A 16,479-nucleotide genomic window follows, 5' to 3' on the forward strand; every position below is an offset into this window, starting at 1 on the left:
GATTATCTGGCTCGCCAGTTTGAACCGGTAATTACACGCATGGCTGTCGTAAATGGTAAATAATTGCTCGGTGTTACCGTATTATTTAAGCCCATAATATTGGCACGCTCCGCTCGGGTCGTTCCATAGCACGCATTGGAGTTTGTATTGCAATGAATATGCGGTAAGCCCATCATATGACCAAATTCATGAGCAGATGTATATTGCCGCATAGGAAAACCTCCGCGAGACTGCCCTCTAAATAGACCTACATCACGGCTTCCCAATCGAAGCCAGCCATTGTCATTGTCAGCTGCAGGTCCACCATTCCCTATTGCAGCTCCCGGCGGGTTGGTATTGCTGTACGCATTTGCAGTTCTTGTAATATGAGCCACATAGTGCGGATTGGTTGCAGTATTGACCACTCGAATATTGGCATAATAGGTATCCAGGTAGTTGCGAAGCAGGTTTCTGCCCGCTGGCACAAGCGCATACATAAACGACCACACACGACGTACATCTCGCCGGAAACGAGTGATAAAAGTATCCTGTTCATTGTTAGTCAGATTTGTGCCAGAGCTATCGGGGTGAAACCGAAAATTGATCCGCATCAGAAGAGTCAGCATCGCATTTTTATGGCTTAAAATCGCATCAAACAAATCGCTATGTCCACCCACGTCAATGTTATTTCGCCGCTCATTACTCTTGGTTCTAATATCTAGCCGACGGCCACGCTCAGCCATATCAGGAGCAAGAGTACTTTCTGCCTGATACTCGGCAACCAGTGTAGCAACGGTATTGGGTCCAAGCTTACCATCCTGCCCCAGTCCATGCGAAGCCTGCCATCTTCCGACGCTTCTCACAAATTCTTCGTCAATCAAATGTTCAGCCTCCGGAGAAAGTCCAATCACATCTCGAATTACCTTTAATTCATCTTCGTTCGCAAATCGATTTAAATTATAATGCAAGGCTGCACTAACCTGCTCAGGTGTTAATGGAATAACCTCTGCATCGGGAGTTGTAGGAGCAACTGCCAAATCACGCTGAACGGTATCCGATTTTTGACTGGCTCCTTGCTGAATCGTATGAGTTAACTCATGGGCAATTAGCTTTTTACCCGAGTTGGTTTCGGGAGAATAATACCCTTGGTTGAAATAGACATGATTTCGATTGGTAAATGCTTTTGCCTGTATGTTCGAACTCATGGTTGCAGCACTAGAATCATGATGGACACGCACCCCGCTAAAATCATGACCAAATCGAGTTTCCATAAATGACCTCGTATTTTTTGGTAGCGCTTCTCCCCCACTTTTTGAGTTGTTAATTTGCTGCTCGAGCCATGGTGAGGCCACACTTGCCGACTGATTTACTCCTTTTTTTTGCAACGAATCTTCCTGGTCGCACGAGCAAGCCTGAACCGGAGAAACCGATGCGGCCTTGATTGGCGACATTTGCACCGCCTCTTCCTCTTCCTGTTTTTGAATCGATGGTTCCGGTCCGGTCACCACCTGATCAGCAACACGATCGGCTTCATTTTCATATCGGTCTCCCGGTGTTCCAACTTTCATTTTGGGTTGAACAACAACAACAACCGAATCGGCGACCGATCGGCTTACATTTTTATCTTTCGATTCTTGTTTTTTTGCTTTGGTTGTGTTCATACTAATTTGTTTTTAGCGTTAAATGGTTCGGCCTTCTTTCTGGTATTCCTTCCGAACACCAGTTAGCAAGTCGTTTCTCGAAATCTCCTGTGAGTTCTTCTTTAAAGTCATCAGCGATGCATAGCCAACTGCATTCATAATCGCCCCGCCTGACAGTTCGTAACCTTTAGCAATGTCTTTTAGCGAAATATCATTCGCCAAAGTTGATTTTTCGGCAAAGGCATTTTTCCATATTTCCAACCGCTGATCAGGTCGCGGCAAAGTGAAATTGATGATATTATCAAAACGTCGGGTAAAGGCTTCATCCATATTTTCTTTCTGGTTTGAAGCCAATAAAACCAAGCCATTATAATCTTCAATACGTTGCAGCAGGTATGAAACTTCCTGATTGGCATAGCGGTCGTGTGCATCCGATACACTGGTGCGTTTGCCAAAAAGGGCATCGGCCTCATCAAAAAACAGAATCCAGTTTCTATTTTCAGCCTGATTGAAAACAGATGACAGATTTTTCTCGGTTTCACCAATGTATTTAGAAACAACCATCGACAAATCAATTCGGTAAACATCGCGGTTTGTATCTTTTCCCAACAAGCAGGCAGTCATTGTTTTTCCGGTTCCTGAAGGGCCATGAAACAAGCAGCGGTAGCCTTTACGAAGCTTCTTGCTCATGTCCCATTCGTAAAGCAAAGCGTTGCCATATTCAAGCCAGGTTTTTATCTCTTCAATTTGATGAAAAGTCTTCTCATCAACAACGAGATCGGTCCACTCCCGCTCTGTTGTAATCAGCTTGGCAGGGAACTTTGAGCTCATCATAGGACGATGAATTTCACCACGTGTTAAATGATCAAGAATATCACCTGAAATTTGAATAATCCCGGACAAAAAAGGCTCTCCTTCCGGGGCTGATTCCAGTTTCAATATTTGGTGCTTCGCAAAAATATGTTCGCTACTGAATGCTTCCGACAAAGCAAAACGCTCCTGCAAAACACCACCGGTCATAATAAACACAAAGGTTTCACCCGTTGGCAAAATCCCGCCATGATTCTTCCCTTTGATGCCGCCAAATTCTGTCCATCCCCGATTGGTCGTTTGATTAACCACAAGCAAAGGATCAAGCAATTCGGGTTTTACATGCGGAATTAAGGCTAGCAAAAGCAAAATCCGTTCAGCAAATGACAAATTGTAATATATAATAAAATCAGCATATATGGATTCTTCATTCTTAAAGGCAGGTGGCTTAATATCGTAAACTGATGACACAGAGCTCTCCTGATCAAAGTAGAGTTTCATTCGAACCTCCAAAACCTTTGAAAACCATTTCAAGTCTTGTTCAAGCGACATCGCATTATTGATGATACTTTCCATTACCATTCTACTTTCAGTTTATTAGTCATCCAAGGCAGTTGAATAATGCTGATTGTATAAGGCAACGATTCTAACAACATATCGTAGCTTTTACGTTCAATGTTCAACTGCCAGCTTTCATTTACAAATTTCAGCACGCCGTCTCGTTTCAAAAAAGAATAGCGATATCCATCTGCTGACGTATTTTTTAAAATGCTCCAATGTTCAATCGCTGCAATCAGAAGCTCATCAGCTTCCTTTTTTTCCTGCTCACCGATTTCAACCAAAGGATTTAAAGACTCCCTTGGCTGCATCCCGCACAAAATTTTATTTAATACCAACTTATGCTCCGAAACAAAGTCCTGCTCACCATAAACCAAATAGTCGGTCAACAATACGGCTTGTGCTCGCCTGTTTTCGTTTATGAACTGGTTGTTTTGCATCCAGTTCAATCGTTCAAAAAGATGTTTTAAATAAGGATAAAGCAGAACTAAGCCGGCATTGTCGAGGTTGCAAATAGTCGAGTCTTCAACCTGCTCTTTTTCTTGTTCTTGCATGGTTTCTTTTTCGTCGGACTTTTGCTTTTTCTTACCTTCCTCAATTGCTGGATCAGGTCGATCCAATTCGTCCAGTTTCCCTTGCTTTTTCAGTTCATCAATCACATCAACAAATTGCGCTAAAAACCGTTCTGACTTTGCAAACATTGAGAATTGCCTGACATACCCCGGAATTTGTTTTCGATCGTAGTTAAGAAACAAGAGCAACTCGCTAACAACTTTCGCCACCGATTTGCCTGTAAAAACAATCTGTCCGAGAGCAGCTCTTTTAATAGCCTGTCGATATACCGCGGCTTCAATTTGCTCCCGACCAAGATGAAGATTTTGCATGTGATTGAAACGTGCCAGCTCCCCAATCAGCAGCATAGCTTGTGTAGCTGCATCTGAAAAAGCAATTTCGGCTAAAAACAAATCAATGGTATCGGAATGCAGCGAACGAACCAAGCGGTTCAACACCTCATCCAAAGTCAAAAGTGGTTTTAGTTGTTTTTTCAGCTGTGAACTGTCGTCATTCAACAGTTCTAACACCATCTCGTCAGGATTTTTGTACGCAACATGCAAGTGCCATGGGAAGTGCCCTTTTTGCAGAAAGAAGATAAGTTGATCTAATAAGACCTGCAGATACTCAACATTAACAAGTGATTCTTCTTCAATCTTCTGCCTTTGCGAAAACAAACCCTTCAATGTTTCCTTAATTTTTGTTTCGAATAGATCCGGCATCTCATTCGCCAAATCATCAAACGGAATGGCTCCCAAATCAATCTCCAGACGATCCAGCTGGGTATGTGTATTTTCATCGGACCATTCATTCAACGCCTTCTCTGTAATTGGAATGATCTTATTTTTAATGATATCCTGAGTCTGATCGGCTGCAGCCTGCCCAATTCGTTCATTGGCAACATTGATCTCAACTTGAAGGCCTTGAATTATATGATGTTTTTCTTTTTTCATTTTAGCTGGGGTGTATTTAAATTAAGGTCACGGACCTATTTGATATTTTCGGTTTCGCTTCTATCACAAATTGTTAAAGACTCAAAACATGACACTAAATTATTCGCACTACTTATAATCGAAACATTCCAAGTGTTTCCACATAGTTTGTTTTTGCTGACGACTCGGTTTTTACAGTCTCTACTACATTGCGAACTTTAGACTTAGCTCCATCACTCTGCAAGTTTTTAGTCAAATTGACAATTATTTCAAGTGATTTAGCTTCATCACCTCCTTTCACAATATCAGAGCTTGTTTTAGAGGTTTTCACAATGGTGTCTTCCACAATTCCGGCCATCACCATTTCCATGTCATTGTAAACCTCTTTTTCAGCATCTGTTGCATTTCCGGCATTGATCTGGTTTTCCAAATTCATCTTGTAATTATTCATCTCAGTAAGTAAACCAACATTTTTCGCCAGATCCGGATCTTGCACGCCTGCTGTAATGCCACCTATGCTTCCATAATCAATTTGATAGGAAGGAATAGTTTGAATCAGCGTATTAATACTTCCCTGATATGAATTCAGATTTGTTTTCTGTGTCTCAACATCAAGCTTCAACTGATCAAATTGAAGGTTGAGATGTGACAAGTTTTCTTTTAGTTTATTATTTTGGTTGGTGTAGACGAAAATGTCGTTATTGAATTTCCAGTCGAGTACTAAATTGTCGTCTGAAACATCTGATTCTTCCGGCACTTCCTGAACCGGAATATCAACATACCAATACGGCAAACTCATATCAGCCACTACCTTTTTAGTTGAAGAACTATACAACAACACAAATGTTCCGCCACGCGGCACACCGCCGGTATGTTCCAATCCGGGATGTTCTTCCAGAAAAGTTTGCAACATCGATTTTTCCTTATCTTTTTCAGCACGCTTCTTAATCAAATCGGCCAAGCCTTTCAGCTTGCTAAAATTGATGTTATTAACAGTTTTTTCGAGCGGCGTGTAAGCCGATGCAAACGTAACTCCCTTAATTCCTTTATTTAATGCTGCTCCATTTGATATCACTTCTTTGTAATTATTTTCGAAGGAGTCATGATCAAAATCAACAATAGACTTAGCCAGAAACTGCTTGGTTGTTGTAATTTTTTGGTTGACTAAATTGGTTTGCTGAGCCGTAAATGCTTTTAACGAAAGTGAGTTAGACTCAATATTCCGTGGAGGTAATTCCTCATCATCAGCAGCCTGCACTTTGTCGTTGAGCTCTACATTAAAGCGTTTTAATTCATTCAGATTATTGACCAGTTCGTCGCGATAAAGCTTATGCATAATTTCCATTCCATAGTATTTCAAGCCCGGCCATACCCATGCACGTTCAAAGTCGGTTTCAATCATGATCGGTAGCACTTTGATGGGCAGATTATTGCTGGCAATCATGCTTTTCAGTGCTTCGAAAGCTGTTTTAAACGACTTACCCAAATGCCCTTCAATCCGGAAATGATCGGTATTAGTCAAATCATAACTCAGCGGATTTACAACCTCAGGCAGTTGCGAATACTGCGATGCGTGATAACCTTGAATGCTAAGCTCTCGATCTTTTTGAGTCAAATCAAAATTCCAGTTTTCGAAAAGTCGCGCGCTCCCTGCTGCCTGATAATATGCCGGAATCGCTTTGTTTCCCAAACTATCATTCAAGATTGATGGAGTAATTCTAATCGTTGTATCGGTTGAGAAATCGGTCGACTGAATTAAAGCGCCAATACGTTTAAACAGGAAAAGGCATTTTTGCAATTTCTCCCGCCCTTCGCTCTGATAGGGTATTTCTACAAATTGTTGTCGATACGGATCTTTTTTATCTTCAATTTGAGCCGCGGCATCGCCAATAAATAAATGCTTGGGCGAAAGACTGATGTCAGCCAAACATGATACATCCAGCTGATAGCAAGAATCAACAAACTCGTTGTAAGCCTGCACCACATCTTTCATAAATGCGTACACGTATTGCTTTCCCGAATTTGATGTAGAAGCAGATACTTGCGCTAACTTCTGATTCCAAACGACTGTTGGATTTACGTTGCTGAATGATTCGGACAACAAAAAACTCAATTGTGCATAGCTGCTTTTCAAAGCCTCCTGCAACGATTGGCTTGTTGTTTTAATAATTGATTGATAAGCGTTAGCCAGCTTAGTGTAATTGTCGTAAGTGCCGGGAGTCATCACCAGCCGCTGAACGGGAAGTTTGTTCAACTTAAAAAAGGATTTCCCGGCCGAGAGCAAACTTTGTTGTTGAGCAGCAGCCGACTTGGATACCAAAAGCACACGCAATTTATTAATCTGCTTTTGTCCCTTATTATCGCAGTCGCCTCCTGTACACAAATCCGGATCATACAAATAACTTTCCAGATAAAGCACTGCAGCAAAATCGCTTAACTTCCTTTCGGTCTGCTGACCAAACTGAGTGAAACTCATCTGATCTTCTTCTTTCACACCAATTGGTAGCAACTCATAAACAGCGGCATCTTGAAATAATGGATACTTTGCTTGATCATCTTTAAATAGCCTGAAATTGGGAAAGCTGGTATCAGTTTGCCATTCCAGCAAATCGCCATCGGTTGTGAGCCCACAACCTTTTGAAAGGAACAACTGACGATTGACCACACTCAGCTTTAAACCACAGACGGTTCCATAGCCATGCAGATTTCGTCGACTCAACCGTGTTTGCTGATCAAAATAACTCACAACCTGGTTGAGATGATCTTCTGTTAACACCTGGTTTTCTTCAAAGACCGGGAATTGATCCAATCTGTTTTTCAATTTTAATAAGTTGCTATCCATGATGCTGTTTCTTAAAAGTTGCTGCTATTGCTATTTCGTTATCAATCGTGAACAGAGTTTACTGTTCACTGTCTTTATTTTTCATTGAGCCAAGACTCGTCAGGTTCAAAATCATGGGGTTCTCATCACCCCCATCAATACAGTCGTGCAAAGTTCCTTGTGGGTAAACATTCTTTAGACGAACCAGAACATCCAACAGGCACTGGAGCTTTTCTTTGTATTTGGTAGCGTATTTCGGGTAAATTGCGTAGGCATCTAACCATTTCTGGTAACAATCTTCGAACTCCGACATTTGAATTTCATCGATCCAACAAACTTTTGGAAAAATGTGAGCGGGTGTTTCCAAGCGAATGGTTTTCTCCACAAAACGTCGGAAATTCATGTTTTGAAAACGCTTTTCCCAAGCGGGTAAAATCACAGAAATCTGATACGAATACGGATCTTTCACCAAGCAATTGGAATCCTTTCCTTCGCAGATTTCAAACACCGGATGTCCTTTCACCAGCGGTCGGAACAACACATGCTCCACTACGAAGAGCCCTTCGCTACTGTAGTTTGTCTGCAAAAAGCGTCTCAGGTACTTGATGGCTTCGGTGCGTTCCTCCACCGTTTCAAAATATTCTATCCGACGACCAATCACTTCTTTTTCCTGATTGACCAAATTGAAATAGAAACGATCGTCAGTAGTCTCTTTCAACTCATAGTTCTCCAAATCGATACCCAAAGCCACACAGGCTTTCATTTCGGCAATGGCATCATCTTCATCCAGATAACGCGTACTACTGCTAATCAGTATCTTGTCGGTTTCACTATCAATCACCCGAAACCGATATTCGGTAATATCATCGTCATCTTTTTCATCGTAAATATCGTACTGAATACGCGCCAAATCGCGGCGCATGTAATTCCGAATTCCCAGCAAATGAGCCACACGGTGCTGAAGTCCTGAAACATTATAGGTATTCCACAGCTCGTCTTTCAACGTAAAATTGAAACCGGCCGAACAGTTGCGGGAAATCCATTCGTAATTCTGCAAAAAGTTGGATTTATCTTCCAGCATATCGTCACGCTCGCTAAGCTCGCCAGACATCGAGTACATTAACAGTACATAATCGGTAAACTGCTCGTTAAACCTTGCCAACAAATGATCCAGAAACCGATGCCGACGTTGATAAAACAGATCTTCGTTCTCAATAATCTGTTTCAGGTTTTTATTCGCATTTCCCCAATCGCCCAGTAAGTTTTCGATATCGTCCATCGCCTCAACAAGCTGCGTAAAATAGGTTTGGCTGATAGAACTATCCGTTGAGAATAACTTTTTCACTTTGGAAAGCTGAGCAAAATAATTGGCCATCAACTGATCGAAAAATAACAAATACGCTTTCAGTTGTCGAGCCTGGGCTTTGCGCTCCAAAGTTGACTGAGCCGGCAAGCCGATTTCGCCAATGCCATAGTTTGCAGGAAATTCTTTCACCACCGACAAATAAGAAGCCGGATCGATATATTCGCCATTAATCATCGGAAAATCGCTTACTTTCACCGACTCGAAGGCTGTTTGTGCTGCTTCATTCAACTCTGCCAGTTCGGCATCAACCATGGTTTTGTTGGAGCGAAAAGCCAACAAATCTTTGTAAAACACCAACCGCGATTGATCTGTATCTAAATGTGCTTGTTTGTTTTCTTCAATTGACACCACCCACTTGTCCCAGTTTTTGGGCAGTTTCGCCACATTGGGCTGAATAATTAAATCACGCACCGATTCAACACCGTCAATGTCCATGATCAGGTGGATCAAATCAGACAAATAAATAGTCGATTTTAATTTGGATGCTTCCAGTTCATCATCGTCAATAAAGCCACCCGAAAAAAGTTGCTCCGCATCCTGATACAAAGGCCCTTCAAAGATCTCCTCTGCTTTTTTGCCTTTATCGAGCATTTGTTGAAGCGTGTAAGCATGAACCGAAGGAGACAAATAATTCTGTACTTCAAACAGAATTTTGGCCTCCACTTCCTCTATTTTTGCGCCAGAAGACAAGCCAATCTCTCCGCACAAAATAAAATCTTGTTGTGTGATGGGCTCCACTGAATTAAAGGTTTCGCAAAGATTTCGGTTGGCATGTAAGCGGCGCTCAACTTCCGACAAAATTGCTTTTTGCTGAGCCGATTTCAACTCGGCTTCAAATTCGATAATTACTTTATAAATCCCCTTAATATCTATTGGATCAATGGTTTTTAATCCCGTTTTTAGCGTTGTTAATTCTTCCTTTTCCTTATTGAAATAGACAGGCACTTCAGAGTCACCTTTCGTTAACCAGGCGTTTTTAACACCGGGAATATCGATCAATAACTTGCGATAGTCGGCAATACTCACCGGGCGCGACGGCAATACTTTACTAGCCGACAAAAACTGCTCGTGCATTACCTGCTCATTATCAGTTTCCTCGGCCAACAAATCTTCAATCGGAAAATTTGTCCGGTAATCCAAGTCAGTCAAGGCAAAACAGAGTATTTCTAAAATGGTTACTCCCGGATCATGCGTGTTGTAATCTGTCCAGATTTGCCCGGAAAGCTCCTGAATATATTTCAGCCCCTGCTCTCGCAGCCAATAATAATTCCCGGGATTTTCATCCTGCTTATTTATTTTTGATATGACCGGACTTTCTTTCATGTATTTCTAACTGTTATAGTTGTAAATAAGGTGCTCGGCGTGCGACACCAAAATGGCTCGCGCATCGGTAGCAATCGCTGATTCTACATCTTCGGACGATGTGTTGTGATACATTTTGAAATGAGACACAAAATCAACATAGCTTCGGGTCTCAACAAATTTGAGTAAAACTGATTTTTCTATTCGGCCTCCAAAATAAATTTCGGCCTGCTTCCCAGTTGTCCACGGCGATAGAAATTCAATTAACTCACGATTCAATTCCTCTCGATAGTAGCCATATTCATAGCCTTTTATGAAGCTTACTTCAAATTCGAGTTGAACTTCTTCAAAGGACGGATTATTGGTATGAATTTCGATGAGCGAGGGAGCCAAACGTTTCACAGAAGCTTTGACATCTTCCAAGGTTGATTTACTCACTCTCGGTTGAAGGATGTTCACCGCATTTTTATTCTGAAGGTTGGGAACAACAATTAAATTCACATGCCCGGGAGCACGCTCCAAGGTGTCGCAAGTGTGGTTCAAACATTTCACCTTGCTGATATCGGGAAACTCTTGAAGTACCAGCCGCTCATAGTCCCAAAGTGTGACGGCCCTGTTTTTATGGCGCAAACGTTCACTCACTCGCGTGTAGAAGGCCTCGTCTTTTTCTTCCGAACGACCACCAAAACTGGCATAGGGCTGAGCAACTTTTTTAATCGTGCCAATAGGCTTGACCAGCTTACTAATTGTTTCCCCCGGCAATGATGTTTGCAAATGAGATGGGTGCTTTTCCGGCTCTACTAACCCAGCTAAACCTGCCTGTGCATGAATATTGATTAATTGACAAACCGCATCCGGGTTGGCTTTTACCGATGCCCTGATCCACACCAGATCGTCAGGCAACCAACTGTGCTCTTTTGACGCATCATCGGGCAAATTGAGTTTTACAATTCCGCTTTTCAACAGGCCATTGGTTGCATCGGCCAGCAGGTAGTCCGAATTTAACTCCTGCCAATCATCTTCAATCAGCACAGCCCAATTGACTGGCTCTTTATCTTTTTGTGGATTGGCGCTGCCTTCAGCAACTTGAATCAATAAGTTTACGATTTGCCCTTTGCTCCAGTTCTTTAAGCCAATCAGCAACTGCCCCTGCTGCGAATAGTCCGCCAACAAGGTATTTCGCCCCGCCTCTTTCTTTATTTGGGTCAGCAAATAACCATGTCGTTCGCGCTGCCCGAAAGCTCCAATCTGGAAAAACTCCACATCTTTATCTGCAAAGGAATCTTCATCCGTCAATGAAAAATCGACTTTTGTTGATGAAGCTTTATAATCAAGCGAGATGCTTTTTATTTTGGGCTGATAAGGTTCTTTGGGCAAATGCAATGTGCTTCCCTGAGCAAATTGGACAGTTGCTTTCACATACTTTTGACGATACTCGCGATGCAAAAAATCGTCCAGCAACTCGAAAGTTACAAATCCTTCATCAGGCGATTCTGTTTGCAATTGTAATTTTGGCAATGGTTTCCGAATCAATTTATTTCCTAACAAAAAGCCATATTTACGTTGAAAGAGGCTTGAAATTTTTCGGCTCGACGATACCGCCAATTGCTTGCTCAGCATGAGTTGTGGTACAAGCGCAATCAGCAAAGGACTTTCTGAAACCGTGTAAGTCGCCCGATTTTTATTATTTGTGGAGTTAAACAAACCAACAGTTTTCGTACTAGTCTCCCCCTTTTTATTCCGATAACTCAAATTCGCTTTAAACTGGTTGCCCGACAGGTAATAATTCAACCATGAGTAATCGCCACCGTACGATGAGCCATAGTAACTCCGCAGGTTAGAGGAGGGAACATCCATCCAATCAACCTTGATTTTAAACTCATTCAGTCTTTTGGTAAACGCTTCGGAGTAGCCCACATCAAACGAGGCTCCCTGAACGGGTTCTGCGCCAAACGGCAAAAATGCTTTAGAAACATCCAGTGTTCCATGATCATTACGAGCTTTGATCGTTTTCACACCTTTCACGTCAACATTAATCCGGGCACTTTCCAGAGTAACACCTTGTAAATAGGCATTCAGATAGTTTGAAGAAGATGTATCCGGAACAACCTTCATCATAGGAAATATAGTTTGGAAATCGCCAGCTAAAACCTGACTGTCGAAATACATTACCGGTTTTTCCGCTGCTGGCAAATTGATGCTGAAAATAAGCTCAAATTGTCCGGATACTTTTTTTAGGGAAGGAGTCGAATAGTAAGGTCCCAGCCACTCTTCTTCACCACTCAAATATATTTTGAAGGCATTTTGAAGTGCCTGATTTGGGATATCAAGTTCATCCGTTTGGAGATTTAATGTCACCTGAATGCTGCGCTCTCCCTCCTGCAACCATAAAACCGGACTGGCCAATGCAAAACCGACATCGGCTTTTGGAAAGGCTTTCCGTCCCAAAGCCGACCATTTAGGATCGTCTTCAGGAAGCTCTTCTTCCAAACCATCGATGCTGTTTGCCATTTCTCCAAAATGCACAGTATCATTACTGGTCGGATCAACCAAAATGCTCTTTATTGCATCAACCTTCGTGTGATTAACAACGACATTGTCCAGCAATTGATAGGTCAATTCATTGCCTTCCGAATCTTTTCCGGCTTTCAGCAAGCTCTCAGCTTTTACAAGTGTTGGATCAACTTTTTTAGCCAGTTCAAACAAAACATGCACCTGATCAGCTTTGGGCAGTTTGGGTTGAATGTGAAGCACATCGCGAAAAAAGGCATCTAAATGCTTCTTGGTCAGCCCATTCATCTGATCTTGCTGTTGTCGAAACAAACGCAGAAAAGTTAAAAACAAACTAGCCTGAGGTGACATCGTTCCACTCAGGGCAGCTTTCGGATCAGCTTTTAGTTGTTTGAGGAAAGGCGTCCAATTTCCATCCACTTGATTCTCCAAATCGTAATAGTTGAGCAATTCGGCAAACTGAAGTGCATAGTCGATTAAATCACTTTCCGACCGGCCATCAATCTTCACAAAAGAAGGATCTAAACTTTTTGGAAATCGATCTGACTGGCTGGTGCCGTCGCGAACTAAAACCGGTATTTTATCCTTACAATCCTTCATTTGCATTATTTATTGAGGTTTGTTCCTTCATTCATGTAAAATGGATAGACGAAATTCTTTCTTGAATTGGTTGAACTGACGGTGTAATCAACTTTTATTTTCACCAGTCCTTCGTTTTCACTATCAGCCAACAAGTCAATTTTATTTAGCAGAATACGCGGTTCGTGGTACAAGATGGCTGTTTCAACCAGATTGAAGATATATGTTTTCACCGCTACGCTTAGTGGTTCAAAAATCAAATCGGTCAAATCACACCCATAGTCCGGATGCATGATTCGTTCGCCCAGCCTTGTTGACAATAAGATTTGCAGGCTTTCTTCAATATCTCTTTCGTCGGTAGACATGCGAACCTGCTCTGCTTTCCTTGAAAATTCGGGTGGAAAACTCCAGCCTGTTCCTAAAAATGAAGTATAGAATTCGTTTTTTTCCATGATTTTAAATCGTTTGCTTTTGTCTAACCGCCAATCATCACCGTGCCAGCTCCCACCACAATTACTCCGCCATGCACTGTTGAATCTCCCATTCGTGCGGCTGGCATTCCACCAATCATTACCGTGCCAGAGCCTGCTGCAATCGTATCAGGTGGCCCAGTACAAACAGCCATATCTCCTACTCTTGCTGCTGGCATTCCTTCAATCAAAACTGTTGGACAACCAACGGCAACGGGACCTCCGACATGTGGCACTGTTCCGGTCACCATCGGACAAGTATGCATATCTCCTATTCTTGCTGCTAGTGGCATGTGCTTTCCTTTTAATTGATTTGTACTATTGATCCTTCAATTTTCAATGATCCGGATGACGTAATATCGGTTGAAGCCGAACCACTCACTTTCATTTGTGAGTTGGCGCCCATTTCAATGTTAGTTCCTTCAAATTTGAGGTCGCCACTGGCTTTTAAAATTAAATCGGAAGCTGATTCGAGCGTAATACCAGAGCTGTTCATGGTGACGCTGTTTCCATTTTCGTCTTCCAGTAAAATATGACCGGAATCTTCGCTCAGTTGTATTTTATTTCCACTTGGAGTGCTAATGGTGATACTTTTCTCATCGTCGTTAAGCACGAGTTTAAGCTCATCGCGGCTCGAATAGCCTTTTTCATGATTATCGTCACTGGCATTAAACGCCGCCGGCTTGGAACTACTATTCAGCATACCAAGAACAATGGCATCCCGCGGATCATCGTTCAAGAAGCCAACCACCACTTCATCATCGATCTCGGGTAAAAAAAATGTTCCGCGATTATCTCCTGCATCCAATGTGGCCACTCTCGCCCAGATCCCGTCATCCTGATCCGAGATAAGTGGTAGTTTAACCTGAATGCGGAATTCTCCTTCCGGGTCCCCCTCCAAAGCTGTTACAATTCCAATTTGAAGTCCGTTAATACCCGGAATAACGCCCGATGCAGGTTTATCTTCAAAACCTTTAGCGTGAGCCACAAACCAGTCTTTATCCAAGCCAAACTGGATATGAGTTATCCATCCTCCCTGTGCAACTTCGTGGTTAACCGATGCAACAAAAACATTTCCATTGAAGCGGCTGCCAAGTCCGTTTAGCTCAATTAAATCGTCGGGTTTTACACTGGCAAAACCTTGAAAGCTCACCCGTCCGTTTATTTTTGACAGTTTGCTTTTCAACATCTTAGCATCAATCCACGACTGCAATTCTTCCGTTTTCAGCTGCCCGGAATGCCTGGCATTCAAGCTTTCGAGGCCAACTGTTTCTGATAACTTACTGGTCGACAAATCGCCTGCTTCTTCGAAAGGCTCTTCGGCCGATTCCAACTTTAAAACTTCAAGGCTGGTATTATCCCACGATTCCCCGTGAACAGCGGCATATTGGTCACGGGCATCTATTTCCGCCTCAAATTCCATGATATCGTTCCCATAAGTTAGGCTCAACACAGGATCGCTGCTCAAATCCGGCTTTTTAAAACTCAGCTTGCCATCGTCGGTAAAAAGCAGTTTGTTGCAAGCTTCGGAACGGCTCAATAAAAAATCCCAATCCGAAACATTCATCTGCACAATACTGGAATTTGTAAAGGTGTCCGTTTCAATATTGTCGGCTTCCACCCCGTTTTCCGAAGCCATTTGCTCGCAAAGCTCACCGTCCGTCAATTCGTGAAAGTATTTACTTTTTCGATTTAAGGTCATTTTGTAAGCTTTGTCGCGACACTCAACCTTTAATTCTGACGAATTATTATTGCGCGTTTTTAAACCATGTTTTGTGATGATTCCCTTAAACACGGTTTGCTCCCCGGAATTGTACCCAAGCTGGATTTCAATTTCATTTCCCGGCAAAAAAGACGAACCACTACTAATAGCAAAATCCTCTTCCGCTGCTGAACCATCCAAAATACTTAGCTGAGCATAGGAAATCCGATTCACTTCTTTCTTAACGAAAATCGACTTCACCCCAATGGAATCTTGAATTGGTTCTCCGTTAATTAAGATGGTGAATGTTACAACACTACCTGAAGAAGGAGTTGCTATGTTCCGTTGGTTTGTCATCGGCTTGTTTTATTTATGGGTGGAAAATGAATTTGTGTACCGATATTAATTTGGCGGAGGCTGCGCAGTTTATTTGCTTTTGCAACCTCCCGATAGTAACCCGGATCTTTGTATATCCGATGTGACATCAAGGGCAAATTTTCGTCGTTTTTTAGTGTTCGAACATGCGTTAAGTCCGGAGATTCTGATCGCTCACGAGCTGCTCTCAATGCATCAGCCATAGATTCAACAAATGTGCACTTTGCTTTTGCCCGAATTGGTGTTCCATCTGGTTTGAAAAGCGAGTAAGTAATGATCAAATCTTTCAACTTCCCCCGAAACAAAAAGCTTCCCCACTGAATTTGCAGCAAGTTGGGCTCATGGTTTTCGCCATTGTACTTAAACACAATTTTTTTGAAACGCTCCAATTGTGAGTCAACTCCCTCAACCTGTTTTGTGCCCAAGATATTGGACAAGGGCATCTGGTCGTTAGCAATCACACCAGTACTGTCGAATAGCAAGTCGGTTTCGAATTTCTGTGGCTTTTGCACGCGAAAACGAACATCGGCACCCGTTGCTCCATCAGCTTGCGACTCGTCAAACTGAGTCGCGTACTTCTGTTTTATTTGCTCCGGATTCACCAAAACCACAAATTCGTAATCCTCGCCAGTGCGCGGATTAAAAGGCTCGGTGTTTTCACAAATATTTATTTTCATTTTGGTCAACTGACCTTCCATTCCTGTGAAAATATCCATGCTAACGTTCTGTTTTTTGTTTCAAAATCTCCATCACCTGCTCAACACATTCTTTTATAATTTCTTCTTTTGAAGATTGACTTTCAGCAGAAGTGAAAGCCGACTCATCTTGAGCGTTATCAGTTACATTGGCTCGTATAACAAGTTCTCGAATTACTACTGGCAT

11 protein-coding genes are annotated in these 16,479 nt (G+C 42.3%); all 11 read right to left on the bottom strand.

The features are described from left to right. Positions 1 to 2: 2 nt before the first annotated feature. The 11 genes from ACTB00_RS06680 to ACTB00_RS06730 all read right to left on the bottom strand — a co-directional run bounded on the left by ACTB00_RS06680 (position 3) and on the right by ACTB00_RS06730 (position 16,479). Positions 3 to 1,640 (bottom strand): eCIS core domain-containing protein, encoded by a 1,638-nt coding sequence (locus ACTB00_RS06680; RefSeq protein ID WP_463299136.1) that lies wholly within the window; start codon positions 1,638 to 1,640, stop codon positions 3 to 5. 18 nt (positions 1,641 to 1,658) lie between these two features. After that, positions 1,659 to 3,011 carry an ATP-binding protein gene (locus ACTB00_RS06685; RefSeq protein ID WP_463299137.1) on the bottom strand — a complete coding sequence of 451 codons (1,353 nt, stop codon included), beginning with the start codon at positions 3,009 to 3,011 and terminating at the stop codon, positions 1,659 to 1,661. After that, positions 3,005 to 4,492 carry a contractile injection system tape measure protein gene (locus ACTB00_RS06690; RefSeq protein WP_463299138.1) on the bottom strand — a complete coding sequence of 496 codons (1,488 nt, stop codon included), beginning with the start codon at positions 4,490 to 4,492 and terminating at the stop codon, positions 3,005 to 3,007. Before ACTB00_RS06690 ends, ACTB00_RS06685 begins: the two co-directional genes overlap by 7 nt. A 112-nt stretch (positions 4,493 to 4,604) precedes the next feature. Then, positions 4,605 to 7,313, bottom strand: a complete 2,709-nt coding sequence (locus ACTB00_RS06695) for a hypothetical protein (protein ID WP_463299139.1) — start codon at positions 7,311 to 7,313, stop codon at positions 4,605 to 4,607. Between the two features lie 58 nt (positions 7,314 to 7,371). Next, positions 7,372 to 9,981: a YegP family protein gene (locus ACTB00_RS06700; protein ID WP_463299140.1), complete on the bottom strand. Its 2,610-nt coding sequence runs from the start codon at positions 9,979 to 9,981 to the stop codon at positions 7,372 to 7,374. A 6-nt stretch (positions 9,982 to 9,987) separates the two neighbouring features. Beyond that, positions 9,988 to 13,071 carry a baseplate J/gp47 family protein gene (locus tag ACTB00_RS06705; protein WP_463299141.1) on the bottom strand — a complete coding sequence of 1,028 codons (3,084 nt, stop codon included), beginning with the start codon at positions 13,069 to 13,071 and terminating at the stop codon, positions 9,988 to 9,990. Positions 13,072 to 13,076: 5 nt separating this feature from the next. After that, positions 13,077 to 13,502 (bottom strand): GPW/gp25 family protein, encoded by a 426-nt coding sequence (locus tag ACTB00_RS06710; protein ID WP_463299142.1) that lies wholly within the window; start codon positions 13,500 to 13,502, stop codon positions 13,077 to 13,079. A gap of 23 nt (positions 13,503 to 13,525) precedes the next feature. Further along, complete coding sequence (locus tag ACTB00_RS06715; RefSeq protein WP_463299143.1) at positions 13,526 to 13,813, bottom strand: PAAR domain-containing protein; 288 nt, start codon at positions 13,811 to 13,813, stop codon at positions 13,526 to 13,528. A gap of 11 nt (positions 13,814 to 13,824) precedes the next feature. Next, positions 13,825 to 15,579, bottom strand: coding sequence for a type VI secretion system tip protein VgrG (gene vgrG, locus ACTB00_RS06720; protein ID WP_463299144.1), 1,755 nt, complete (start codon positions 15,577 to 15,579; stop codon positions 13,825 to 13,827). Beyond that, positions 15,576 to 16,313, bottom strand: a complete 738-nt coding sequence (locus tag ACTB00_RS06725) for a CIS tube protein (protein WP_463299145.1) — start codon at positions 16,311 to 16,313, stop codon at positions 15,576 to 15,578. The genes vgrG and ACTB00_RS06725 overlap by 4 nt, the downstream gene beginning before the upstream one ends. 1 nt (position 16,314) lies before the next feature. Beyond that, a complete protein-coding gene (locus ACTB00_RS06730; protein ID WP_463299146.1) occupies positions 16,315 to 16,479 on the bottom strand; it encodes a DUF5908 family protein in 165 nt (54 codons plus the stop codon).

It is taken from the genome of Sunxiuqinia sp., assembly GCF_055140945.1.

Bases quoted from the DNA above. Each gene is read 5' to 3' on its own strand.
- ACTB00_RS06680 (WP_463299136.1), bottom strand. From the start codon at position 1,640: ATGAACACAACCAAAGCAAAAAAACAAGAATCGAAAGATAAAAATGTA.
- ACTB00_RS06685 (WP_463299137.1), bottom strand. From the start codon at position 3,011: ATGGTAATGGAAAGTATCATCAATAATGCGATGTCGCTTGAACAAGAC.
- ACTB00_RS06690 (WP_463299138.1), bottom strand. From the start codon at position 4,492: ATGAAAAAAGAAAAACATCATATAATTCAAGGCCTTCAAGTTGAGATC.
- ACTB00_RS06695 (WP_463299139.1), bottom strand. From the start codon at position 7,313: ATGGATAGCAACTTATTAAAATTGAAAAACAGATTGGATCAATTCCCG.
- ACTB00_RS06700 (WP_463299140.1), bottom strand. From the start codon at position 9,981: ATGAAAGAAAGTCCGGTCATATCAAAAATAAATAAGCAGGATGAAAAT.
- ACTB00_RS06705 (WP_463299141.1), bottom strand. From the start codon at position 13,071: ATGAAGGATTGTAAGGATAAAATACCGGTTTTAGTTCGCGACGGCACC.
- ACTB00_RS06710 (WP_463299142.1), bottom strand. From the start codon at position 13,502: ATGGAAAAAAACGAATTCTATACTTCATTTTTAGGAACAGGCTGGAGT.
- ACTB00_RS06715 (WP_463299143.1), bottom strand. From the start codon at position 13,813: ATGCCACTAGCAGCAAGAATAGGAGATATGCATACTTGTCCGATGGTG.
- vgrG (WP_463299144.1), bottom strand. From the start codon at position 15,579: ATGACAAACCAACGGAACATAGCAACTCCTTCTTCAGGTAGTGTTGTA.
- ACTB00_RS06725 (WP_463299145.1), bottom strand. From the start codon at position 16,313: ATGGATATTTTCACAGGAATGGAAGGTCAGTTGACCAAAATGAAAATA.
- ACTB00_RS06730 (WP_463299146.1), bottom strand. From the start codon at position 16,479: ATGCCAGTAGTAATTCGAGAACTTGTTATACGAGCCAATGTAACTGAT.